The sequence below is a fragment of the Synechococcus sp. WH 8101 genome (genome assembly GCF_004209775.1).
Classification (GTDB): Bacteria; Cyanobacteriota; Cyanobacteriia; order PCC-6307; family Cyanobiaceae; genus Synechococcus_C.
In genome coordinates, this window is the sequence record NZ_CP035914.1 from 2,590,795 (window position 1) to 2,613,239 (window position 22,445).

At 63.9% G+C, this 22,445-nt stretch carries 21 protein-coding genes; 14 read left to right on the forward strand and 7 right to left on the reverse strand.

Annotated elements, in window-relative coordinates:
• The first annotated feature begins 9 nt into the window (after positions 1 to 9).
• The 3 genes from ppk1 (at position 10) to SynWH8101_RS13780 (ending at position 4,063) form a co-directional block, all read left to right on the forward strand.
• Positions 10 to 2,145 carry a polyphosphate kinase 1 gene (gene ppk1 / locus SynWH8101_RS13770; RefSeq protein WP_130130234.1) on the forward strand — a complete coding sequence of 712 codons (2,136 nt, stop codon included), beginning with the start codon at positions 10 to 12 and terminating at the stop codon, positions 2,143 to 2,145.
• A gap of 248 nt (positions 2,146 to 2,393) precedes the next feature.
• Positions 2,394 to 3,416 carry an RpoD/SigA family RNA polymerase sigma factor gene (locus SynWH8101_RS13775; RefSeq protein ID WP_130130235.1) on the forward strand — a complete coding sequence of 341 codons (1,023 nt, stop codon included), beginning with the start codon at positions 2,394 to 2,396 and terminating at the stop codon, positions 3,414 to 3,416.
• Positions 3,417 to 3,424: 8 nt separating this feature from the next.
• Positions 3,425 to 4,063, forward strand: a complete 639-nt coding sequence (locus tag SynWH8101_RS13780) for a diacylglycerol/polyprenol kinase family protein (RefSeq protein WP_130130236.1) — start codon at positions 3,425 to 3,427, stop codon at positions 4,061 to 4,063.
• Here SynWH8101_RS13780 and SynWH8101_RS13785 read toward each other — a convergent pair.
• On the reverse strand, positions 4,060 to 4,380 hold the full coding sequence (locus SynWH8101_RS13785) for a hypothetical protein (protein ID WP_130130237.1): 321 nt from the start codon (positions 4,378 to 4,380) through the stop codon (positions 4,060 to 4,062). The two genes, SynWH8101_RS13780 and SynWH8101_RS13785, sit on opposite strands and share 4 nt — an antisense overlap.
• A gap of 124 nt (positions 4,381 to 4,504) precedes the next feature.
• Positions 4,505 to 5,575 (reverse strand): 3-deoxy-7-phosphoheptulonate synthase, encoded by a 1,071-nt coding sequence (locus tag SynWH8101_RS13790; protein WP_130130238.1) that lies wholly within the window; start codon positions 5,573 to 5,575, stop codon positions 4,505 to 4,507.
• 112 nt (positions 5,576 to 5,687) lie between these two features.
• Between SynWH8101_RS13790 and acnB the strand changes: the two genes are divergently transcribed.
• From acnB to SynWH8101_RS13805, 3 genes are all read left to right on the forward strand, one after another.
• On the forward strand, positions 5,688 to 8,288 hold the full coding sequence (gene acnB / locus SynWH8101_RS13795) for a bifunctional aconitate hydratase 2/2-methylisocitrate dehydratase (RefSeq protein WP_130130239.1): 2,601 nt from the start codon (positions 5,688 to 5,690) through the stop codon (positions 8,286 to 8,288).
• Positions 8,289 to 8,308: 20 nt separating this feature from the next.
• On the forward strand, positions 8,309 to 9,802 hold the full coding sequence (locus tag SynWH8101_RS13800) for a ClC family H(+)/Cl(-) exchange transporter (protein ID WP_130130240.1): 1,494 nt from the start codon (positions 8,309 to 8,311) through the stop codon (positions 9,800 to 9,802).
• An 81-nt stretch (positions 9,803 to 9,883) separates the two neighbouring features.
• On the forward strand, positions 9,884 to 11,458 hold the full coding sequence (locus SynWH8101_RS13805; RefSeq protein WP_254428134.1) for a radical SAM protein: 1,575 nt from the start codon (positions 9,884 to 9,886) through the stop codon (positions 11,456 to 11,458).
• Here the strand turns inward: SynWH8101_RS13805 and SynWH8101_RS13810 are convergent.
• Entirely contained in the window at positions 11,406 to 12,650 is a 1,245-nt protein-coding gene (locus SynWH8101_RS13810) for an O-antigen ligase (RefSeq protein ID WP_130130242.1), read from the reverse strand. The genes SynWH8101_RS13805 and SynWH8101_RS13810 overlap by 53 nt on opposite strands.
• Before the next feature lie 13 nt (positions 12,651 to 12,663).
• The gene (purU, locus tag SynWH8101_RS13815; RefSeq protein WP_038000999.1) at positions 12,664 to 13,518 is read right to left on the reverse strand and encodes a formyltetrahydrofolate deformylase; all 855 of its coding nucleotides are present in this window, start codon (positions 13,516 to 13,518) and stop codon (positions 12,664 to 12,666) included.
• A 98-nt stretch (positions 13,519 to 13,616) separates the two neighbouring features.
• Between purU and psbQ the strand changes: the two genes are divergently transcribed.
• The 3 genes from psbQ to pstS all read left to right on the forward strand — a co-directional run bounded on the left by psbQ (position 13,617) and on the right by pstS (position 16,290).
• Positions 13,617 to 14,075 (forward strand): photosystem II protein PsbQ, encoded by a 459-nt coding sequence (gene psbQ, locus SynWH8101_RS13820; RefSeq protein ID WP_130130243.1) that lies wholly within the window; start codon positions 13,617 to 13,619, stop codon positions 14,073 to 14,075.
• Positions 14,076 to 14,089: 14 nt separating this feature from the next.
• Positions 14,090 to 15,184 carry an FAD-binding oxidoreductase gene (locus tag SynWH8101_RS13825; protein ID WP_130130244.1) on the forward strand — a complete coding sequence of 365 codons (1,095 nt, stop codon included), beginning with the start codon at positions 14,090 to 14,092 and terminating at the stop codon, positions 15,182 to 15,184.
• 95 nt (positions 15,185 to 15,279) lie between these two features.
• Positions 15,280 to 16,290 (forward strand): phosphate ABC transporter substrate-binding protein PstS, encoded by a 1,011-nt coding sequence (gene pstS / locus SynWH8101_RS13830; protein ID WP_130130245.1) that lies wholly within the window; start codon positions 15,280 to 15,282, stop codon positions 16,288 to 16,290.
• A 105-nt stretch (positions 16,291 to 16,395) separates the two neighbouring features.
• Here the strand turns inward: pstS and dnaK are convergent, their stop codons facing one another.
• Positions 16,396 to 18,306 (reverse strand): molecular chaperone DnaK, encoded by a 1,911-nt coding sequence (dnaK, locus tag SynWH8101_RS13835; protein ID WP_130130246.1) that lies wholly within the window; start codon positions 18,304 to 18,306, stop codon positions 16,396 to 16,398.
• Positions 18,307 to 18,425: 119 nt separating this feature from the next.
• On the opposite strand from dnaK, the gene SynWH8101_RS13840 reads away from it, so the two are divergent.
• The 4 genes from SynWH8101_RS13840 (at position 18,426) to SynWH8101_RS13855 (ending at position 20,679) form a co-directional block, all read left to right on the forward strand.
• Positions 18,426 to 19,331: a shikimate dehydrogenase gene (locus SynWH8101_RS13840; RefSeq protein ID WP_130130247.1), complete on the forward strand. Its 906-nt coding sequence runs from the start codon at positions 18,426 to 18,428 to the stop codon at positions 19,329 to 19,331.
• 32 nt (positions 19,332 to 19,363) lie between these two features.
• The gene (locus SynWH8101_RS13845) at positions 19,364 to 19,828 is read left to right on the forward strand and encodes a Tic20 family protein (RefSeq protein WP_130130248.1); all 465 of its coding nucleotides are present in this window, start codon (positions 19,364 to 19,366) and stop codon (positions 19,826 to 19,828) included.
• 80 nt (positions 19,829 to 19,908) lie between these two features.
• On the forward strand, positions 19,909 to 20,277 hold the full coding sequence (rpsF, locus tag SynWH8101_RS13850) for a 30S ribosomal protein S6 (protein WP_130130249.1): 369 nt from the start codon (positions 19,909 to 19,911) through the stop codon (positions 20,275 to 20,277).
• 54 nt (positions 20,278 to 20,331) lie between these two features.
• On the forward strand, positions 20,332 to 20,679 hold the full coding sequence (locus tag SynWH8101_RS13855; RefSeq protein WP_130130250.1) for a hypothetical protein: 348 nt from the start codon (positions 20,332 to 20,334) through the stop codon (positions 20,677 to 20,679).
• A gap of 7 nt (positions 20,680 to 20,686) precedes the next feature.
• Here the strand turns inward: SynWH8101_RS13855 and SynWH8101_RS13860 are convergent, their stop codons facing one another.
• Both SynWH8101_RS13860 and SynWH8101_RS13865 read right to left on the reverse strand, forming a co-directional pair.
• The gene (locus SynWH8101_RS13860) at positions 20,687 to 21,892 is read right to left on the reverse strand and encodes an argininosuccinate synthase (protein WP_130130251.1); all 1,206 of its coding nucleotides are present in this window, start codon (positions 21,890 to 21,892) and stop codon (positions 20,687 to 20,689) included.
• Positions 21,892 to 22,116 carry a hypothetical protein gene (locus SynWH8101_RS13865; RefSeq protein ID WP_130130252.1) on the reverse strand — a complete coding sequence of 75 codons (225 nt, stop codon included), beginning with the start codon at positions 22,114 to 22,116 and terminating at the stop codon, positions 21,892 to 21,894. Before SynWH8101_RS13865 ends, SynWH8101_RS13860 begins: the two co-directional genes overlap by 1 nt.
• 61 nt (positions 22,117 to 22,177) lie before the next feature.
• On the opposite strand from SynWH8101_RS13865, the gene SynWH8101_RS13870 reads away from it, so the two are divergent.
• Positions 22,178 to 22,432: a DUF3134 domain-containing protein gene (locus tag SynWH8101_RS13870; RefSeq protein ID WP_007101149.1), complete on the forward strand. Its 255-nt coding sequence runs from the start codon at positions 22,178 to 22,180 to the stop codon at positions 22,430 to 22,432.
• The last annotated feature ends 13 nt before the right edge of the window (positions 22,433 to 22,445 follow it).

Genomic DNA, 22,445 nt, shown 5'->3' on the forward strand with positions numbered 1-22,445 from the left:
GCTTTTCCAATGTCTGCGCACCACCTGGCCCCGGAGCTCTACATCAATCGGGAGCTGAGTTGGATCGCGTTCAACGAACGGGTTCTGGAGCTGGCGCTCGACCCACGCACCCCGTTGCTGGAACAGGCCAAATTCAGCGCCATCTTCAGCAACAACCTCGATGAATTCTTCATGGTCAGGGTCGCCTCGCTGAAGAGTCAGGTGGAGGCTGGGATCAGCCGCCGCAGCGAAGACGGGCTGACCCCGATGGAGCAACTGCATGCGATCCGCGATCGGTTGACCCCGGTGCTGGAACAACAGCAGGAGCACTACCGGAACCGGCTGAAATTCCAGCTGCTCGATCACGGCGCCCACCTGCTCGACTATGAGCAACTGAACGAAAAACAGCGCCTCTGGATCGACAACTACTTCCAGACCGCGATCTTCCCCGTTCTCACCCCCCTGGCGGTGGACCCGGCCCACCCGTTTCCGTTCGTCAGCAACCTCAGCCTCAACGTCGCTGCCCTGATCCTTGACCCACAGACCGGACAACGCCAGCTAGCACGGGTGAAGGTTCCCCAGAAGATCCTGCCCCGTTTTGTGGCGATCCCCACCGATCTGAGTGGCATGGACAGCGAGCCGCTCTACACCGCAGTGCCCCTGGAGCAGGTGGTGGCCTTCAACCTCAGCCTGCTCTTCCCAGGCATGAAGATCGAAGGGCATTATTTCTTCCGCGTCACCCGCGACGCCGACCTGGAACTGCGTGATCTCGAAGCCGACGATCTGATGATCGCGATCGAGCAGGGCCTGCGCAAACGCCGCATGGGCGGTGAGGTGGTGCGCCTCGAGGTGGCCGACGAAATGCCTCAGGACGTGATCGAGATGCTGATGGAAGGCATGTCGGTGGAAGAAGAAGATCTTTATCGAATCGGCGGGCCCCTGGGCCTCGACGATCTCTTCGGTCTGCTGGCGATTCCCCTGCCCCAGCTCAAGGATCCGAGCCACAACGGGCAGACCCCGGCCCTGCTGACCCGAGCTCAGCGCAGCATGCTGGAGGACGGCTCGATCAAAGAAGAGGAGTTCGAAAGCATCTTCTCGGTGATTCGCCGCCGGGATGTGCTGTTGCACCATCCCTACGACCTGTTCTCCACCTCCGTGGAGGAATTCATCAACCAGGCAGCCGATGATCCCCTGGTGATGGGGATCAAGATGACCCTCTATCGCACCTCAAAGGATTCACCGATCATCGCTGCCCTGATTCGAGCGGCCGAAAACGGCAAGCAGGTGATGGCCCTGGTGGAACTGAAGGCCCGCTTCGATGAAGACAACAACATTCAGTGGGCCAAGCACCTGGAACGGTCCGGGGTGCACGTGGTGTATGGCGTGCTCGGCCTGAAGACCCACACAAAAATTGTGCTGGTGGTGCGCAGGGAGAAAGAGCGGCTGCGCAGCTATGTGCATATCGGCACCGGCAATTACAACTCAAAAACCTCGCGGCTCTACACCGACGTTGGCCTCCTCTCGGCCCGCCCCGAACTCGGGCAGGACCTGGTGGAATTGTTCAACTACCTCACCGGTTTCTCCAAGCAGCAGAGTTTCCGACGGCTTCTGGTGGCACCCGTGTCGCTGCGCAAGGGAATGGAACAACTGATCCGCCGCGAGATTCAGCACGCCCAGGAAGGTCGTGGTGGTCACATCCGCGCCAAGATGAATTCCTTGGTGGATCCCGGCATCGTCGCCCTGCTCTACGAGGCCTCCCAGGCTGGCGTGACGATCGAGCTGATCATTCGAGGCATGTGCTGTCTCTATCCAGGACGCAAAGGACTCAGCGAGACCATCAGCGTGGTGAGCATTCTGGGACGGTTTCTGGAGCACTCCCGGATCTTCTGGTTCGCCAACGCCAGCCAGCCGGAGGTGTTCATCGGCAGTGCCGACTGGATGCCCCGCAACCTCGACCGCAGGGTGGAGGCCGTCACTCCAGTGGAAGAACCGGCCCTGCGCCAGCAACTGGAACGGCTGCTGGAGCTCTACCTTGCTGATGATGCGGGTTCCTGGGATATGCAGAGCGACGGCAGCTTCCGCCGCCGCTGCAGCGAGGGTGAGCCACGCAGCTCCCAATTGCAGCTGATCGACCTCTGGCGCAACGGCATCACGGAACAAAGCTGAAAATCACTGAGACAACAAGAGAGTGGGATTAAAAAACGTCGCGTTGGCTACATCTTGACCCTTGCGATTGCTCCTTAAAACCCAGTAACCGCGACTCACAAAAATTCCTGAATCCGCAAACTTTCTCCATGACAGGCCAGCACTGAATCGCAACGATTGGAGCTCCTGAAAGACTTCCGATTCAGCGCCACCACCCCCGAGCGGCGGTGCTAAATTTCGCCCAAATCTAATTTCAGGAGGCCAGGGTGATGGGGATCCCTCTGGAATCCACGGGGGGAGCCAAAAACTCCACTTCGATGGAACCTGCGTTGCCGAACACATCCAGTGCTCGCGGCAACACACGTGCACGACTGTCGCCATCCAATCGCTCCACGCGATCCAGTGGGCGTCTTTCCACCGACTCGATCGGCTATTACCTAAGCAGCATTGGCAGGGTGCCCCTGCTCACTGCGGCTGAAGAGATCGAGCTGGCCCACCATGTGCAGGCCATGAAGCAGCTGCTAGAGCTGCCCGAAGCTGAGCGCACCCCTCGGCAGCGCCACCAAATCCGGATGGGCAAACGGGCGCGCGACCGGATGATGGCCGCCAACCTCCGGCTGGTGGTGAGCGTTGCCAAGAAGTATCAGAACCAGGGCCTGGAACTGCTGGACCTCGTGCAGGAAGGGGCGATCGGCCTGGAGCGAGCTGTCGACAAGTTTGACCCCGCCATGGGTTACAAGTTCTCGACCTATGCCTACTGGTGGATTCGCCAGGGCATGACCCGGGCGATCGACAACAGCGCCCGGACGATTCGACTGCCGATTCACATCAGCGAAAAGCTCTCCAAGATGCGGCGCATCTCCCGGGAGTTGTCGCACCGGTTCGGCCGCCAGCCGAACCGGCTCGAACTGGCCCATGCGATGGGGATCGAACCCAAGGATCTCGAGGATCTGATCTCCCAAAGCGCCCCCTGCGCCTCCCTCGATGCCCACGCCCGCGGGGAAGAAGACCGCAGCACCCTCGGCGAACTGATCCCAGATCCCAACGGTGATGAACCGATGGAAGGGATGGACCGCAGCATCCAGAAGGAACACCTCGGCGGCTGGCTGGCCCAGCTGAATGACCGGGAGCAGAAAATCCTGCGCCTGCGCTTCGGCCTCGACGGCGAAGAGCCACTGACCCTGGCGGAAATCGGACGCCAGATCAACGTGTCCCGTGAACGGGTGCGACAGCTGGAAGCGAAAGCGATCCTGAAGCTGCGCATGATGAGCAACCACCAACAAGCGGCCTGATCGCGCCGGTGCCCTCCCTGCTGCTGATTGCCGCCTGGATGGCGCTGGTGCTGATCGGTGCCGTGCTGACGTCCCAACGCTGGCCCGAACGCAAGGAGCTCAGCCGCAAAATCGTGCACATCGGCACAGGTCCGGTGGTGCTCCTGGCCTGGTGGCTGCAGATTCCAGCCATGCTGGCCGTGCCCACGGCCCTGTTGGCCACCCTGATCGCCCTGATCAACCACCGCTGGCGCCTGCTGCCAGGAGTGGAAGATGTGCAGCGCTTCAGCTATGGAACCGTGGCCTACGGACTGGCGATCAGCCTGCTGCTGATCATGTTCTGGCCAGACCACGCTGCGGTGGTGTGCAGTGGCGTGCTGGTGATGGCCTTCGGGGATGGCCTCGCCGGACTGATGGGTCGGGCTGTTCCCTCCGCCAGCTGGAGCCTGTGGGGTCAACGAAAATCAGTGGTGGGCACGCTCACGATGGCTCTGGTGAGCCTGATCGTGCTGAGCAGCCTCGCCGCACTGACGGCTCAGCCGGTGGCGTGGATCACCCTGGTGAGCATCAGCCTGCTGGCAACAGCGCTGGAACAGCTGAGTGGCTGGGGGCTGGACAATCTCAGTGTGCCGATCGGCGTGGCCCTCTGCTGGCGCTGGCTGACCTAAACCCGCAACAGATGCTCCCAGTGCCGGCCCCAGTCGCCGTGGCTGCCAAGACCGGCGACGAGGACCTGCTCCTGGGGCAGCTGACGCAACCGTGCTTGCCAGACACGGATCTGTTCCGCCTTCTCCATCCAGAGACGCATCACCTGCTGCTGAAGCAGCTCGCCATCCCAATGCTGCTGGGCCGCCGCCGCCTGACTCCACTGCAACACCCCATCCAGCTGGAGGGGGCGGAAGCCCTGCAAGACAAGCCCGGTTTGCCGCTCGAGTTCAAACAAGCGCAGCGAATCTCCGAATCCAAAGAAATGCAAAAACACCATCAGCGCCCTACCTCCTGAACAGATGGCGCCAATGTAGGCATTAACAAAGAGGAAGAAGTTCAGATTGAACGCATCTCTTAAGCCTCACACTTTTAGATGCTGCGCCTCAAGCAAGCTGGCACTCTTACCGCGAGAGTGCCAACGGCCGGCCCGCCGCCACCGCCGCTGCCAACTGCTCCAGCAGGGTTTCGGTGGTGTCGATGCTGATGCAGGCATCGGTGATGCTCTGGCCGTAGGTCATCGCCGTGCGATCGGCATTGAGCTTCTGATTGCCTTCCACCAGATGGCTCTCCAGCATCACGCCCATCACATGATCAGAACCCTGCCGCACCTGGGCGGCGACCGCCTCCAGCACCTCACCCTGGCGACGGTAATCCTTATTGGAATTGCCATGGCTGCAATCCACCATCAAACGATCGGGCAGGCCTGCCGCCGCCAGGGCCGCCGCCGACTCCTGCACCGCATCCAGGTGATAGTTGGCTCCCCGGCTGCCGCCTCGCAGCACTAAGTGGCCATCCGGGTTGCCGGTGGTGCTCACGATCGAGGCAATGCCCTGCCCGTTGATACCCAGAAAATGATGGGGCCTGGAGGCCGCCTGGATCGCGTGAATGGCGATAGTGACACTGCCATCGGTGCTGTTTTTGTAGCCGACCGGCATCGACAGGCCTGAGGCCATCTCGCGGTGGGTCTGGCTTTCGGTGGTCCGGGCGCCGATGGCCGTCCAGCTGATCAGATCGGCGATGTATTGAGGCACCACCGGATCGAGCAGCTCCGTGGCCGCCGGCATGCCGACGCGGGCCAGGTCGAGCAGCAAAGAGCGCGCCAGACGCAGGCCGGTGTTGATGTCGTAAGAGCCATCGAGATGCGGATCATTGATCAGCCCTTTCCAACCCACGGTGGTGCGCGGTTTCTCGAAGTACACCCGCATCACCACTTCCAGTTCGGCGGCATGCCGCTCACGCAGCGGCGCCAGACGACGCGCGTACTCCCGCGCCGCCTCTACATCGTGCACCGAGCAAGGGCCGACGATCACCAGCAGACGCTGATCGTCGCCGCGAAGGATGGACTGAATTTTCCTGCGGGTGCCCACCACCGTGGCTGTAGCCGCCGCATCGGTTCTGAGATCCGCGTGCAAGAGAGCTGGAGCCACCAGTGGGCGGTTCTCCACCACATGCAGATCGGAGGTGGTGGTCATGCCCCTCAACCGGAAAAACCCAGATTACGGACAATCCCGGCAGCAACCGACACCCGGCCGGTGCGCTCCAACAAGAAGAATGGATGTCAAGACCGCTGCCTGAGCCATCGTCATGCTGAGTGCCTATCGCGCCGCCGCCGCCGAACGGACTGCCCAGGGGATCCCGCCCCTGCCCCTCACCGCGGAGCAGACGCAGGCCCTCACCCAGTTGCTCGAACAGCCTCCTGCCGGTGAAGAACAGGAGCTGCTGCACCTCCTCAGCGAACGCATCCCGCCCGGGGTGGATGAAGCGGCCTATGTGAAAGCCACCTGGCTGAGCGCCGTTGCCCAGGGCAGTACCACCAGCCCGTTGGTATCGCCCCTGGACGCCGTGCGTCTGCTGGGAACGATGGTGGGCGGATACAACGTGGCCGCCCTGATCGAGCTGCTGCAACACCACGACGACGCACTGGCCAAGGCTGCCGCCGAAGGGCTCAGCCGCACGCTGCTGGTGTACGACGCCTTCCACGATGTGATGGAGCTCTCCAGCTCCAACCGCTTTGCCAAGCAGGTGGTCGACAGCTGGGCGGGCGCCGAGTGGTTCACCGCCAAGCCGGAGCTGCCCGCGGAGATCACCGTGACGGTGTTCAAGGTGGAGGGCGAAACCAACACCGACGACCTCTCCCCGGCCACCCACGCCACCACGCGCCCCGACATCCCCCTGCACGCCCTGGCCATGCTGGAAAGCCGCATGCCCGGCGGCCTGGAGCTGATCGCTGAGCTGAAGCAAAAGGGCCATCCCGTCGCCTATGTGGGCGATGTGGTGGGCACCGGCAGCTCGCGCAAATCAGCGATCAATTCCGTGCTCTGGCACACGGGGGACGACATTCCCCATGTGCCCAACAAACAGGCCGGGGGCGTGATCCTGGGCGGCAAAATCGCACCGATCTTTTTCAACACGGCGGAAGACTCCGGCGCCCTGCCGATCGAATGCGACGTCTCCGCCCTGCACACCGGCGACGTGATCACGATCCGTCCCCACAACGGCACGATCGAAAGGGCGGCGGGGGAGACCGACGCCGGCGAGGTGATCGCCCGTTTCGAACTCAAGCCCGACACGATCCAAGACGAGGTCAGGGCCGGCGGACGCATCCCCCTGATGATCGGGCGCGCCCTCACCGACAAGGTGCGCGCCCAGCTCGGACTGCCCCCCTCCGATCTGTTCATCCGTCCCGCTGCGCCGGCGGACAGCGGCAAGGGTTTCACCCTGGCCCAGAAGATGGTGGGGAAAGCCTGCGGTCTGCCGGGAGTGCGACCCGGCACCAGTTGTGAGCCGTTGATGACCACGGTCGGCAGCCAGGACACCACCGGGCCGATGACCCGCGACGAGATGAAGGAGCTGGCCTGCCTCGGCTTCTCCGCCGATCTGGTGATGCAGAGCTTCTGCCACACCGCCGCCTATCCCAAGCCGGTGGACCTGCAGACCCAGAAGGAGCTCCCCGATTTCTTCGCTGAGCGGGGAGGCGTCGCCCTCCGTCCCGGTGACGGCATCATTCACAGCTGGCTCAACCGCATGCTGCTGCCCGACACCGTGGGGACTGGCGGTGACAGCCACACCCGCTTCCCCCTGGGCATCTCCTTCCCCGGTGGCTCGGGCATCGTCGCCTTCGCCGCCGCCATCGGCGCCATGCCCCTCGACATGCCCGAATCGGTGCTGGTGCGCTTCAGCGGCTCGCTTCAACCGGGCGTCACGCTCCGGGATGTGGTGAACGCCATCCCCTGGGTGGCCATCCAGCGCGGTCTGCTGACCGTGGAGAAAGCGAACAAGAAAAATGTGTTCAACGGCCGGATCATGGAGATCGAAGGGCTGCCAGACCTGAAGCTGGAGCAGGCCTTCGAGCTCACCGATGCCTCCGCCGAACGTTCCTGCGCCGGCTGCACGATCAAACTCTCGGAAGCAACCGTGAGCGAGTACCTGCGCAGCAACGTGGCGCTGATGAAGAACATGATTGCTCGCGGCTACACCGACGCCCGCACCCTGGCGCGCCGGATCAAGGCCATGGAAGCCTGGCTGGCCAAACCAAGCCTGCTCAGCGCCGATGCCGATGCCGAGTATGCGGAGGTGATCGAGATCAACCTCGATGAACTCACCGAACCGGTGCTGGCCTGCCCCAACGACCCCGACAACGTGAAACGGCTCAGCGAAGTGGCCGGTGATCCGGTGCAGGAGGTGTTCATCGGCTCCTGCATGACCAACATCGGCCATTACCGGGCCGCGGCCAAGGTGCTGGAAGGGGCTGGCAGCAACCAGGCCCGCCTCTGGGTCTGCCCGCCCACGCGCATGGATGAGGACAAACTGAAGGAAGAGGGCTACTACGCCATCTTCGAGGCGGCGGGCAGTCGGATGGAAATGCCGGGCTGCTCCCTCTGCATGGGCAATCAGGCGCGCGTGGAGGACAACACCACCGTGTTCTCCACCAGCACCCGCAACTTCAACAACCGCCTGGGCAAGGGTGCCCAGGTGTATCTGGGCAGTGCCGAGCTGGCTGCCGTGTGTGCCCTGCTCGGCCGGATCCCCACAGCGGAGGAGTATCGACGCATCGCTGCGGAGAAGATCGATCCCCTCTCCGATGAGCTCTACCGCTATCTCAACTTCGATCAGATCGAAGGCTTTGCTGATGCGGGACGGGTCGTGAGCGCCAGTGACCAGGCGGAGGTGATGGCCGGGGTCTGACGCCGACCCCGATCACCTCCATGGTTGTTCTGAGTGAACTGAAACAACGCCGCCACCAACTCGGTTCCAGTCGCAGCATCCGCCGGCTGCTGGAACGGCGCTGGTGGGTGGTGGTGCTGGCCCTGATGCTCACCGGTCTTGGGGCCGCCCTCACCGGGGTGCTGTTCAAAGCCGGCATCAAGCTTCTGGGCAGCTGGCGCCTGGATCTGCTGGCAGGCCTGCCGGCGTGGGCCGTCCTCCCCGCCCTTGGCGCCCTGGGGGGGCTGATCTCAGGCCTGATGGTGTCCAACCTGGCGCCCGCCGCTGGCGGCTCCGGCATCACCCACATCATGGGCTTTCTCAAACACAGAGCCGTGCCCATGGGCCTCCAGGTGGGCCTGGTGAAACTGGTGGCGGGCATCGTGGCCATCGGCAGCGGCTTTCCCCTCGGCCCGGAAGGTCCTGCCGTCCAGATGGGTGGCTCGGTGGCGTGGCAGATGGCGCGCTGGTTGAAGGCCCCGGTGGCGTTCCGCCGAGTGATCGTGGCTGCCGGCGGTGGCGCCGGCATCGCCGCGGTGTTCAGTGCACCGATCGGTGGCTTTGTGTATGCGGTGGAGGAACTGTTGCATTCCGCCCGGCCGGTGGTGTTGCTGCTGGTGATCGTCACCACCTTCTGGGCCGATGCCTGGGCCGACGTCCTGGGCCTGGCCGGCCTCAGTCCCAGCAGCGGCGGACTTGACGCCACCGAAGGCTTTCAACTCGAAAGGGAATACACACCGCTGGTGAATTTTCTACCGATCGATCTCGGCTATCTGATCGCGCTAGGCATGGTCGTCGGAGTGCTCGCAGAGCTCTACTGCCGCTATGTGCTGGCCATGCAGCGCCGCGGCAATGCCTGGTTCGGAGACCGACTCGTGCTGCGCATGGTGATCAGTGGTGGCGTGCTGGGAGGGGTCTATGCCTTCCTGCCCGAACCGTTTCACAACCTCGAAGGCCTCCAGCATCTGATCGCCGACGGCAAGGCCGACATCCCGATGGCCCTGGGCACCTTTGCCGTCTTGTTCTTCAGCACGGGGCTGGCGGCCTCATCCGGAGCGCCGGGCGGGCTCTTCTTTCCCATGCTCACCCTGGGAGGAGCCATCGGCCTGGCCTGCGGCATCTGGGTGGAGGCGCTCACCGGCCACGTGCCCAGCACCTATGTGTTTGCCGGCATGGGCGCCTTTGTGGCCAGCTGTTCCCGCACGCCGATCACAGCGATGTTTCTGGCCTTTGCCCTCACCAAGGATCTGCTGATCCTCAAACCGATCCTGGTGGCGTGCCTGGCCAGTTTTCTCGTGGCACGGCTGTTTGATCACCGTTCAATCTATGAACGCCAGATGGGGATGGAGCTGCTGGTGGAGAGCCATCTGCAGGCCCAACGGGAACGGCGCGGCGGCATTCACCATGCCTGGGATGGTTCGGTGCGCCGTCGTGCCTTTCAGCCCCCCCAGCCCCCTGGCCGGACCGCCCGATCGCCGGACGACCCTGCAGGATGACAGGGTGATGCCATTGTCCTGCTGAACCAGGAAACCCTGCTGTTTGAGCCCGCGGTGCCGGAGGCCGGTGCCCTGAAGGTGGTGCTTGCCTTTCCCAGCACGTACACCGTGGGCATCACCAGCCTCGGCTTCCAACTCGTGTGGGCCAGCCTGGCGATGCGCGCCGATCTGGATGTGCGCCGCCTCTTCACCGATCAGGGCGACCCCCAGCATCGCCACTGCGATCTGTTCGGTCTCTCCCTGAGCTGGGAGCTGGATGGTCCGGTGCTGCTCGATCTGCTGGAGCAGCAGAACATTCCGATCTGGAGTGCCGATCGCGGCGACACCGATCCGCTGGTGTTCGGTGGTGGGCCGGTGCTCACCGCCAACCCGGAGCCGTTGGCTCCCTTCTTCGATGTGATCCTGCTCGGCGACGGCGAAGAGCTCCTGCCCCGCTTCATCGATGCTCTCCAGGCCTGTCGGGATGGCCGCCGCAGCGAACGCCTGCAGCATCTGGCCTCGGTGCCAGGGGTCTACGTGCCGGCTCTCTATGCCCCCCGCTACGACAGCAACGGCCACTTGCGCGCCATCGAAGCCACCCAGGCGTCGCTTCCGCCGCGGATCGCGAAACAAACCTGGCGCGGCAACAGCCTCAGCCACTCCACCGTGATCACACCCGAGGCGGCCTGGCCCAACATCCACATGGTGGAAGTGGTGCGCAGCTGCCCGGAGCTTTGCCGTTTCTGTTTGGCCAGCTACCTCACCCTTCCCTTCCGCACCCCCTCACTGGAGGACGGCCTGATCCCGGCGGTGGAACAGGGTTTAACCGCCACGCGCCGCCTGGGACTGCTGGGGGCATCGGTGACCCAGCACCCCCAGTTCGAGGCGCTACTGCAATGGCTGAACCAAGATCGCTTCAACGACCTGCGGGTCAGCGTCAGTTCGGTGCGCGCGGCCACGGTCACCCCTGAGCTGGCCAGCACCCTGTCCCGGCGCGGCAGCAAATCCCTCACGATCGCGATCGAGAGCGGCAGCGAACGGATGCGCCAGCTGGTGAACAAGAAGCTCAGCACGGCGGAGATTGAAGCGGCGGCTCGCCATGCCAAGGAGGGGGGGCTGAGCGGGCTGAAGCTCTACGGCATGGTGGGACTGCCGCAGGAGGAGAACGACGATGTGGAGGCAACGGCCAAGCTCCTGCTGGAGTTGAAACAGCACACACCGGGTCTGCGCCTGACGCTGGGCGTGAGCACCTTCGTGCCCAAGGCCCAGACCCCATTCCAGTGGCAGGGGGTGAGGCCGGAAGCGGAGAAGCGGCTGAAACTGCTGGCCAAGCGTCTGAAACCGAAGGGCATCGACCTGCGCCCGGAAAGCTATGGCTGGAGTGTGATCCAGGCCCTGCTGTCACGCAGCGATCGCCGCCTCGCCCCCGTGATCGCAGCCGTGCGGGGCTCCCAGGACAGCCTGGGGGGGTGGAAAAAGGCCTACCGCCAAGCCCGCGCCGGTGAACTGGCACCAGCCCGGAGTGCCGGCGTGGAGCTGCCCCTGCCACCGCCCTGGGAGGAGGTGGTGCATGACACCTGGAGCGAGGAGCGGACCTTGCCCTGGAGCCATCTCGACGGCCCCCTCAACCAAGAGACGCTGCAGGGGCATCGCCGGCAGGCTCTCGGCCTGACCTGATCTGACAGCGCAGACCGGCCAGCAGGATCCAGCCGGCGATGTTGAGACGACTGTCGAAAAAAGGCATGTCGGTGCCATGGAGCACCACGAGGATCAACACCGCTGCCCACCAGGCCCGCTCGAACAGTCCGCGCAGGCCCAGGCGCAGGGACGTGATCAACAACGCCAACACCAGGCCGATCACGGCCAGGGCCACCGGCAGGCCATGGCTCACGGCCAGCTCGAGGGGAAGATTGTGGGCATGGCCATGCCACTTGCCGGTGCGCAGGGGATAGAGCACGGAGAACGCAGCGGCGCCCCAACCGAGCCAGGGGCGTTCACTGATCAGCTGCAGAGCCACCCCCCACTGACTGAGGCGCGTCGACGCGACGGCCCGCTCCGCCCCGTAGCGGCTGTCGGTGAGCCTCGACCAGATGCCGTCGGGCACCAGGGCACGGGCCGGCTGTTGCAAGAGCAACGGCACACCGGGAAGCACCGCCAACAGCACGGGGAGCAGGGCGAGCAACAGCAGCGGCAACAACCAGGGCCAGCTCGGAGGGCCCAGCACCACCGGCACCGTCAGCACCAGGGCCCCCCAGGCGTTACGGGAATCGGTGAGCAGGAGCGCCGCCACCTGCGCCGCCGCCAACATCACCACCACGGCACGCCGACGAACGCTGAGACCGGGCTGCACCAAGGCAGCGAGGGCGAACGGCCAGACCATCGCCAACCAGGCCCCGGCGATGTTGGCGTAATCAAACAGCCCCGAAAGACGACCGCTCGGCTCACCGCCGGGGGTCACAAACCAGATGATCAGCCCACCGAACAACTGCCAGGGGCCCTGCCACCCCCACCACAGCTGACCCAACCCCGTGACCAGCACCGGCACGGTGCCGGCCACCAGACAGAGTCCGGCACGGCGACGGGCGCGAGCATCGGCGACAAAGGGCTGAAACCCCCAGAACCCCCAGAAGAAGGGCAACCAGTTGGCGAGACCGGCCCAGGCGAGGGAACCGGAATAGGCACCGAAGCACCCCAGCAGCATCGCCGTTGCGGCGAACAGGAGTGGGGCATTCCAGGGATCCGCCCAGAAGGGACCTTCACGACGGACGCTGCCGACCAGCAGGGCTGGGAACAACAGCAGGCTCGCCAGCAGCGCCGAAGAAGGCAACAGAAACAGACCCAGCTGGAACAGCACCCAAGCGATCGTCATGGCAGCCCGGCCATCAGGCGAACACGGCTGTTCGGCCGCGATAGACCATCACCTGGCGACGCAGATGCAGTCGCAGCGCCCGGGCCAGAGCGAGACGCTCCGTATCGCGCCCTTTCCGGATCAGATCCTCCACCTCATCGCGATGGCTCACGTGGGCAATCGTCTGCTCGATGATCGGTCCGGCATCCAGGTCCTCCGTCACATAGTGGGCGGTGGCACCGATCAATTTGACGCCCCGCTCCCAGGCCCGGTGGTAGGGCTGCGCGCCCTTGAAGGCGGGCAGGAAGGAGTGGTGAATGTTGATCACGGTGGGGAACTGCTCCAGAAAATCGGCGCTCAGCACCTGCATGTATTTGGCGAGCACCGCGAGTTCCACGTCGTGCTCCCGGAGCAGTTGCAGCATGGTCTGCTCCGCTTCCGCCTTGCGATTGCGCTCCACAGGCACACACACAAACGGAATGTTGAAATCGGCACAGATCGGCTCGAGATCAGGGTGATTGGCGATCACCAACGGCACCTGCATCGGCAGTTCGCCGCTGCGCGCTCGCCAGAGCAGATCAAGCAGACAGTGGCTCTGCTTGCTGGCGAGAATCGCCACCCGGGGATGTTCATCGGAGAAATGGAGCTGGGCCTCGCCGTCGAGCCGTTGGGCCAGGGCCGCTGCGGAGGGGGCAATCGCCTCGCGGGGCAGCCCGAACCCCTCCAGACCCCATTCGATCCGGCTGAGGAACAAGCCGGCGCCAGCGTCGGTGTGGTGATCGGCATGGCGGATGTTGCCGCCGTTCGCCGCCACCCAGCCCGCCAGCTCACTCACCAAGGCGGGCCGATCCGGACAGATCAGCTGAAGAATCACCGAAGCGGACAACACGGCTGGAGCGTGGGGACGCTTCGATTCTGACCCTGCAGGATCCAGAGGAAGGCCTCCGCGGAACGCAGCTAAAGTCGCCAAACCTTGTCTCGAATCCCATGCTGAGCGCTCTGCGTCGCCTCGCTGCGTTCTGCCTCTGTCTGGTCCTCTGCTTCGGCCTCGCGGCCTGCAGCGGCAATGCCAAAGCCAAGCCCATCACGATCAGCCCCGACGACATGGCCGTGATCCGCCGCCAGGCGGAGGGATTCCTGAGTGCTCAGGAGCGACTGCCGGAATTGGCCACGCTGGTGAACCAGCGCGACTGGACCTTCACCCGCAACCTGATTCATGGCCCCATGCAGGAGGTGGGCCGCGAGATGCTTTACATCAACCAGCGCCTGCTCCCCCAGGATCGCGCCAATGCTGAGGCGCTCGCCGCAAGCCTGAAGAGTTCCCTGGCCGAACTCGATGAAGCAGCCCGTCTTCAGGACGGCACCAAACTGCAGAAGGCCTATGTGGACGTGGCCACCGGCTTCTCCAATTACGCCAAGGTGATTCCGGCGCAGGCGCTCAGCTGACCGGATCGATTGCTGTGATCGGAGCCGGCGCCGTCGGTGCCGGCTGTGCCTGGCGCCTGGTGCGCGAGGGATTCGAGGTCACCCTGATCGATCCCGGCCTTCAGGCGCCCCTCTCACGCCAACCGGAGAGTGGCGGCCCTGCCCCAGCCAGACATGGTCTGAACGGCACGATGGCCTCCCTCGGCATCCTGATGGGGCTGGTGTTCCGTCGCTCCAGCGGCAGGGCCTGGCGCTTGCGCCAAAGAAGCATGGCGCTCTGGCCCGAGTGGGCCGAGGAGCTGAACCGGCCCGAGAGTCCGCTGCAACTCGAGACGTCTTTGGTGCAGATGGCCGCCAGTGCCGAAGAAGGCCAACGCCAGCAGCAGCTGGCGGCGGAGCGAGCTGACCTGGGCCTGCGCTTCCTGAGCCCCCAGACCTTGAAACGTCAGCATCCGCACTGGCCCGGTGCTGACCACGGCGCCCTGCAATCCGAGCGTGATGGTCGGATCGATCCGCTCGCCCTGCTGGGAGCCCTCAGGCACGCGCTGCATCAACGCGGTGTGCGCCAGATCGCCGCCTCGGTGTCCGCAATCGAACGACCGACAGCGGGCCGAACCCAACCCTGGCAGCTACAGCTCGACACGGGTGAGAGCCTGCAGGTGGAGCAACTGCTGATCTGCGCGGCTCTCGCCAGCCAGACCCTGTTGCGGCAACTCAACCACGATCTGCCGATGGAGCCGGTGCTGGGGCAGGTGCTCGATCTGCAACTGCCGGATGGGATCAGGCCAGGAGCCGACTGGCCAGCGGTGCTCGTCTGCCAGGGCTTCAATCTGGTGCGCCACAGCCACAACCGACTCTGGCTCGGGGCCACACTCGAACCCGGCGCAGAGGCGGACCCTGCCCGGCTCAACGCCATGCAAACCCTGCAAGGCCAAGCCCCCGACTGGTTGCAAGCCGCTGAAGTGATCCAGTGCTGGCAGGGCCTGAGAGCGCGACCGCTGAACCGGCCGGCACCACTGCTGGAGGTGCTCGAACCCGGTCTAATGGTGGCGACCGGTCACTACCGCAATGGTGTGCTGCTCGCACCGGCCACAGCGGAATGGGCCTGCACCCAGGCCAAGCGGCTGTGAAGCGCGAGCCTTACGTCGTCTTAAACTCGATTTCGCTTGCTCTGCATAGGGTTTCCAGGTGGACCTGACTCCACCGACCCCTTTCTGTCGAGAACATGCGTCGAACCCTCCGCAACCGTGCGCTGACCGCAGCTGCCGGCGTGACCGCCACCCTGACCCTGGCCTCCTGCTCCTTCGGAGGCGGTGGTGGTGGTGGTGATCAGGTCAAGGGCAACCTGAGCGGCGCCGGTGCGTCCTTCCCCGCCGCGATCTACACCCGCTGGTTCCAGGAACTCGCTCCTGAAGGAGTCAACGTCAATTATCAGTCAGTCGGCTCCGGCGCCGGTGTCCGCCAGTTCACCGCCGGCACCGTGGACTTCGGCGCCTCCGATGCGCCGATGAAGCCCGATGAAGTGGCGAAAGTGGCCCGCGGCGTGCTCCAGATCCCGATGACCGCCGGTGCCATCGCGGTGGCCTACAACAACCCCGGTTGTGAACTGAAGCTCACCCAAGAGCAACTTGCCGGCATCTTCCTCGGCAAGATCACCAACTACAACGAGCTCGGCTGCGGCGACAAAAAGATCTCTGTCGTGCATCGTTCCGATGGTTCCGGCACCACCTACAACTTCACCAAGCACCTTGCCGCCATCAGCGAAGCCTGGAAAAACGGCCCTGGTGCAGCCAAGACAGTCGCCTGGCCCACCGGTGTTGGTGCCAAGGGCAATGAGGGTGTGGCAGCCCAGCTGAATCAGATTGAGGGTGGTCTGGGCTACGTGGAAGTGGCCTACGTGAAAGGCAATCTCCAGGCTGCCGCCCTTGCCAACGCGTCCGGTGAGCAGGTGAAGCCCACCAACGAATCCGAGAGCACCGCCCTCGATTCGATCGACCTCGGCCCCGAGCTGATCGGTGGTAACCCCAATCCCCCCAAGGGCTATCCCATCGTCACCTTCACCTGGATCCTGGCCTACAAGGAAGGCAACGGTGAGAAGACCGAGCTGCTGAAAAAAGCGTTCGATTTCATGCTCTCCGAGAAGTCGCAGAGCCAGGCTCCGGAACTGGGCTATGTGTCGCTTCCCGCCGGTGTGGTGGAGAAGTCGAAAGCCGCTGTGGCCCAGATCAGCAAGTGATCCTCTGAACCCAAACCGTCTGATGCGTCAGACAACAAAAAGGGGGGCCTTAGGGCCCCCCTTTCTTCATGCGGATATTAGCGCGATCCAACACTCAGACGTGAATCACTTCGATTCGGTGAATTCCGCGTCGATCACATCATCACCAGCATTGCTGCCAGATCCGGCTGCACCGGGAGCGCCATCGGCGCCGGGGGCTGCAGCGCCATCAGCGCCGGCCTGTTGATACACCGAGGCACCCAGGGCGTAGAGCTCCTGCTGCAACTGCTCGAGCAGAGACTTCATGCTGTCGAAGTCTTCCTTCTCCGTGGCTTCCTTCAGCTGGGTACGCTTCTCCTCCACCTTGGCCTTGGCCTCGGCGTCCACCTTGTCACCCAGTTCGCCCAGCTGTTTTTCGGCCTGATACACGAGCGTTTCCGCCTGGTTCTTCAGGTCGATCCGCTCACGCTTCTCCTTATCGGCGCTGGCATTGGCCTCGGCATCCTTCACCATATTCTCCACCTCCTGCTCGGAGAGTGTGGAGGCACCGGTGATCGAGATGCTCTGCTCCTTGCCGCTGCCCTTGTCCTTGGCGGTCACGCTCAGAATGCCGTTGGCATCGATGTCGAAAGTCACTTCGATCTGAGGCACGCCACGGGGAGCGGGGGGAATGCCGTCGAGGCGGAAGGTTCCAAGCGACTTGTTGTCGCTGGCCATCTCGCGCTCACCCTGGAGCACGTGAATTTCCACATTGGTCTGACCATCCACCGCCGTGGAATAGGTCTCCGACTTCTTCGTGGGAACGGTGGTGTTGCGCGGAATCATCTTGGTCATCACACCACCCAGGGTCTCCACACCGAGAGACAGGGGGGTGACATCAAGCAGCAGGATGTCCTTAACCTCACCGGCGAGCACACCGCCCTGAATGGCGGCGCCCACGGCCACCACTTCATCGGGGTTCACGGTCTGGTTGGGGTCCTTACCGGTGATCCGCTTCACCAGCTCCAACACGGCGGGGATCCGGGTGGATCCACCCACCATCACGATCTCATCGAGTTCACCAGCGGAGAGCTTGGCGTCCTTGAGCGCCTGCTCCACAGGCACGCGGCAACGATCGATCAGCTTGGAGGCCAGCTCCTCGAACTTGGCGCGGGTGAGGGTGAGGTCGAGATGCTTCGGGCCCTCAGGGGTCGCGGTGATGAAGGGCAGATTGATCTCACTCTGCGTGGCGCTGGAGAGTTCGATCTTGGCTTTTTCGGCCGCTTCCGTGAGGCGCTGCAGGGCCTGCTTGTCCTGACGCAGGTCAATGCCTTCATTGGATTTGAAGCTGTCGGCCAGGTGATCCACAATCACCTTGTCGAAATCGTCACCACCGAGATGGGTGTCGCCGGAGGTGGAGAGCACCTCGAACACGCCATCGCCCACTTCGAGCACGGACACATCGAAGGTGCCGCCACCGAGGTCGAAGACCAGGATGCGCTCATTGCTCTTCTTGTCGAGGCCGTAGGCGAGAGCAGCGGCGGTGGGTTCGTTGATGATGCGCAGCACCTCAAGGCCGGCAATCTTGCCGGCATCCTTGGTGGCCTGGCGCTGGGAATCGTTGAAATAGGCGGGAACGGTGATCACCGCCTGGGTCACTGTTTCTCCCAGGTATTTGCCGGCATCCTCAGCCAACTTGCGCAGCACCTGGGCACTCACCTCCTCAGGGGCGAATTGCTTGTCGAGCACCGGACACTTGACCTTGACGTTGGAGCCAGCTTTCTCAACGGAATAGCTGACCTCCTTCGACTCCTCATTCACTTCATCAACACGACGACCGATGAACCGCTTGACGGAATAAAACGTGTTGTCAGGGTTCATCACCGCCTGACGTTTGGCGATCTGCCCCACCAGCTGATCCTGGTTCTTCGTGTAGGCCACCACCGATGGTGTGGTACGGAACCCTTCCGCGTTGGCGATCACGGTGGGCTTGCCACCCTCCATCACCGCCACGCAGCTATTCGTGGTTCCAAGGTCAATGCCGACAACCTTGCCCATCGATGCCCACCTCCTAAAAACAGTCCGTCTTGAACCTCTGCATCCTCATCAGGGGTGAGCCCTGCAGGCGAGGTGTGGTTCCCGAACAGACAGGCCGGTCGATCCTGGACACTGACCCCATGACCAACCCAACGACAGCCAACGCTCGAACAGCCCTGGTGGGTCTGCTCGGTGATCCGGTGCACCACTCCCTCTCACCGGTGATGCACAACGCCGCCCTGGAAGCGATGGGGCTCGACTGGATCTTTCTGGCGCTTCCCACCCAGGCCAACGATCTGGAAACCGTGGTGCGAGGCCTGCGCGCCGTGGGCTGCCGCGGCCTCAACGTGACCATCCCGCACAAACACAGCGTGGTGCCCCTCTGCGCCGAGCTCAGCCCCCTGGCCCAGCGCCTCGGCGCGGTCAATGCCCTGGTGCCGCGCGCCGACGGTGGCTGGTTTGGCACCAACACGGATGTGGAGGGATTCATCGCACCGCTGCGGGAGGCCCAATCCGACTGGCAAGGTCGCAAAGCCCTGGTGCTCGGCTGTGGCGGCAGCGCCAGGGCGATCGTGGCCGCCATCACCACCCTGGGTTGTGAGCAGATCCAGATCGCCGGACGGCGTCCCGACGCCTTGGCGGCATTCCAACAGGATTGCGGCGCCTGGGCACCGAGTCTCACCGGCCTGGACTGGCGCCATCAGGCGGCTCTGGAGCAGGCTCTGGAAATGGCCGATCTGGTGGTGAACACCACGCCACTGGGCATGGCCTCACCCCACAACCCCGACGCTGTCCTCGCCAGCCCCCTCACCCCTGGCGACATCCAGCGACTGAAGCCCGAGTGCTGGGTTTACGACATCATCTACACGCCGCGACCGACCCGACTGCTCACCGATGCGGCCGCCCATGGCTGCCGCACGCTGGATGGACTGGAGATGCTGGTGCAACAAGGGGCTGCTGCCCTGAGGCTCTGGTCTGAGCGAAGCGACGTGCCCGTTGCCGTGATGCGCCACGCCGCCGAAGCGGCCCTGGCTGATCGGGGCTGACCGCCTAGCGTCACCCAAATCACCAACCCTCGATGACGACTCCCGTCTGGCAGCGGCTTCTCGGGCTGCTGGTCTACCTGTTGCCCTGGAGTGATGCGATCCCCTTCGGCGGCCACCTGATGGGCCAGTTCCCCTGGCTGCAATGGCTGACGTTGCCTTCCTTGCCGCTGGTGCTCCTGGAACGGGGGATCCCCTTCGGCAATCTGCTGGTCTTCTTCCTGCTGTTTCTTGCGGTGGTCCGCAATCCCAACGTTCCCTACTTCATCCGCTTCAACACCCTGCAGGCCCTGCTGGTGGACATCATCGTGGTGCTGCTGGGCTATGCCTTCGCGATCCTGCTGCAACCTCTGGGGGGCGGTCTGATCCTGCGCACGTTGTCCAGCACAGTGATGATCGCTGTGCTGGCGGTGGTGATCTTTGCGGTGATCGAATGCGTGCGCGGTCGGGAACCGGATCTGCCCGGATTGAGCCAGGCGGTGCGGATGCAGCTCTACTGAACGGTCAACCCCCCGGGCGATAAGGTGGTGGATCCGTCGCTCACCCTGGTGAGCCTTCAGTCCTCGTCGGATCGGATTCCATGACCTTGCAGCCGTATTACGAAACCATGTACATCCTCCGTCCGGATATCCCGGAGGAGGAAGTTGAGTCGCACCTGACCAAATATCGGGACATCCTTGTGGAAGCGGGTGCCGAGGTGCTCGACAACCAGATGCGCGGCAAACGTCGCCTGGCCTATCCAATCGCCAAGCACAAGGAAGGCATCTACGTGCAGCTGAGCCACAACGGTGACGGGCAACAGGTGGCCGTGCTGGAAAAAGCGATGCGGCTCAGCGAAGACGTGATCCGTTACCTCACCGTCAAGCAGGACGGTCCTCTGCCTGCACCGCGCGTCATGCCCGGCAGCGAAGCCGCTGCTGCTCAGAGCGAAGCCGCCGCCCCGGCCTGATCCAGTCCCGGACCAGGGATTGTGCCCGCCGTGGCCTGGCGATAGCGTCCGGCCATGGATGAGCCCTCCCAGTTCCATCAGGCCCCTGCGCCCCTCTGGCTGCAACGCACAACCAGCGACGATCAAGCCACAGCGCCATCCCCCAGCTCTGAAGTGATCCAGCTCCGGCAGCGCGTGCGGGAGCTGGAAGCTCAGCTCGACGACTACGAAGCCCTGCTGGCTGAACTTCCAGAGCTGTTTGAACGCAAGTTCCAGCAACGATTGGAACCGTTGCTGGAACGCTATCGGCTGTTGGCGAGAACCCAGACCCTGCTGCACAGTTCCACGCCACCCCTGCTCAAGGCGGCGATGCGTTGGCGCCGCCGCACCCCGGATGCCGCCTCACAACAGGACGCAGCCTGAACGCCGATCAACGCCGACGCGCTGCGGCCCAGAGCCGGATCGGCAGGCCCCACACGTAGATAAACCCCTCGGCAGCACGGTGGTCGAACTGGTCTTCGCTGCCGTAAGACGCCATCGCCGGTACGTAGAGGCTGCTGGTTGAGGAGGCACGACCGGTGACCATGGCCGAGCCCTTGTGCAGTCGCAGCCGCACCACTCCGTGCACATGCTCCTGGGTGCGATCCATGAAGCCATCCAGCGCTTCCTTCAGCGGTCCGAACCAGAGCCCCTGATACACCAGATCGGCCCACTGCATTTCCAGCTGGCGCTTGGTGCGCAACACATCCGCCGCCAGGGTGAGGCTTTCCAGCTCCTGATGGGCCTGGATCAACAACAACAGCCCCGGGGTCTCATAGATCTCGCGACTCTTGATCCCCACGACCCGGTTCTCAATCATGTCGAGACGGCCGATGCCGTGAAGGCCGGCAAGGCGATTCGCCTCCCGGATCAGCGCCACTGGATCGAGACGCTGGCCATTGATGGCCACTGGGTTGCCGGCCTCAAAACTGATCTCAATCTCCTCAGCGGCATCGGGGGTCTCGGCCACCGGACGCGTCATCGCGAACACCTCCTCCGGAGGTGCCACCATCGGATCCTCAAGGGGACCGGCCTCAACGCTGCGGCCCAGCAAATTGAGATCGATCGAGTAGGGCGACTTTTTGCTGACCGGTGCCGGGATGCCACAGCGCTCGCCATAGGCGATCGTTTCTTCACGACTCATGCCCCACTCACGCGCCGGAGTCAGCACTTTGAGGTCTGGAGCCAGGGCGGCGATCGCCACATCAAACCGCACCTGATCGTTGCCCTTCCCGGTGCAGCCATGGGCCACCGCATCGGCACCCACCTCCCGAGCCACCTCCACCAACCGGCGGGCGATCAAGGGACGGGCCAGGGCGGTGGAGAGGGGATAGCGCCCCTCATAAAGCGCATTGGCACGGATGGCCGGAAACGCGAACTCCCGGATGAAGGGATCGACCAGATCGCCCACCAGCGACTGACTGGCCCCGGCCTCCAGCGCTTTGATCCGGATGGGCTCTAGTTCATCCCCCTGTCCGAGATCGGCAGCGAAGGTGATCACCTCCTCGACGCCCCACTCCTGTTTCAGGTAGGGAATGCAAACGCTGGTATCCACCCCACCCGAATAGGCGAGCACCACCTTCTTCGCGCGCCCCATCAACTGGACTCCAGATCACGATCGTCTGATTCTCCATCCCAGCCGATCCGGGCCAGCAGCAGCCAGACCGCCAGCACAAGGGCAGGGCCGAACACGAGCACCGGCACCGTGAGCCAGCCGATCGCCACAGGGCCGGGATGGGTCGCACCCCAGACCCGCAGTGCAAGGCTGATCAGCAGCGCCAGCAGCCACACGGCGCCGAGACGCATCCATTCATCGATCACGGGAGGCTGGGAAGCGGTCTTCTATGATGGTGGATTGGACTGATTGGACTTGTCCTCCGCGATGAGCAGTGCCCTCGACAGCATCAACCCGGCCCTCACCCGTTACGGGCGCCGGGAGCCGGCGCCGGTGCTGCCGCTGCGGGAAGAGCCCGATCTGCTGAGCTGGCTGGAGACCAGTGGCCGTCTTGTGGAAGATGAGGAATCAACCTCACCGGAAGTGAGCACGGTGGAAGAGGAAGAGCTCTCGGCACTGATGGGCGAAAAGGAGGACTACAACGCCGCCGACGAGCAGAACGAAGAGAACTGGGAAGACTGAATCCCGGACGTCT

Coding starts and splice junctions, on each gene's coding strand:
- SynWH8101_RS13845 (WP_130130248.1), top strand. CDS start 19,364: ATGACGACTCCCGTCTGGCAGCGGCTTCTCGGGCTGCTGGTCTACCTG.
- rpsF (WP_130130249.1), top strand. CDS start 19,909: ATGACCTTGCAGCCGTATTACGAAACCATGTACATCCTCCGTCCGGAT.
- SynWH8101_RS13810 (WP_130130242.1), bottom strand. CDS start 12,650: ATGACGATCGCTTGGGTGCTGTTCCAGCTGGGTCTGTTTCTGTTGCCT.
- ppk1 (WP_130130234.1), top strand. CDS start 10: ATGTCTGCGCACCACCTGGCCCCGGAGCTCTACATCAATCGGGAGCTG.
- pstS (WP_130130245.1), top strand. CDS start 15,280: ATGCGTCGAACCCTCCGCAACCGTGCGCTGACCGCAGCTGCCGGCGTG.
- acnB (WP_130130239.1), top strand. CDS start 5,688: ATGCTGAGTGCCTATCGCGCCGCCGCCGCCGAACGGACTGCCCAGGGG.
- SynWH8101_RS13860 (WP_130130251.1), bottom strand. CDS start 21,892: ATGGGGCGCGCGAAGAAGGTGGTGCTCGCCTATTCGGGTGGGGTGGAT.
- SynWH8101_RS13840 (WP_130130247.1), top strand. CDS start 18,426: ATGACCAACCCAACGACAGCCAACGCTCGAACAGCCCTGGTGGGTCTG.
- SynWH8101_RS13800 (WP_130130240.1), top strand. CDS start 8,309: ATGGTTGTTCTGAGTGAACTGAAACAACGCCGCCACCAACTCGGTTCC.
- dnaK (WP_130130246.1), bottom strand. CDS start 18,306: ATGGGCAAGGTTGTCGGCATTGACCTTGGAACCACGAATAGCTGCGTG.
- SynWH8101_RS13870 (WP_007101149.1), top strand. CDS start 22,178: ATGAGCAGTGCCCTCGACAGCATCAACCCGGCCCTCACCCGTTACGGG.
- SynWH8101_RS13785 (WP_130130237.1), bottom strand. CDS start 4,380: ATGGTGTTTTTGCATTTCTTTGGATTCGGAGATTCGCTGCGCTTGTTT.
- SynWH8101_RS13790 (WP_130130238.1), bottom strand. CDS start 5,575: ATGACCACCACCTCCGATCTGCATGTGGTGGAGAACCGCCCACTGGTG.
- SynWH8101_RS13855 (WP_130130250.1), top strand. CDS start 20,332: ATGGATGAGCCCTCCCAGTTCCATCAGGCCCCTGCGCCCCTCTGGCTG.
- psbQ (WP_130130243.1), top strand. CDS start 13,617: ATGCTGAGCGCTCTGCGTCGCCTCGCTGCGTTCTGCCTCTGTCTGGTC.
- SynWH8101_RS13775 (WP_130130235.1), top strand. CDS start 2,394: ATGGGGATCCCTCTGGAATCCACGGGGGGAGCCAAAAACTCCACTTCG.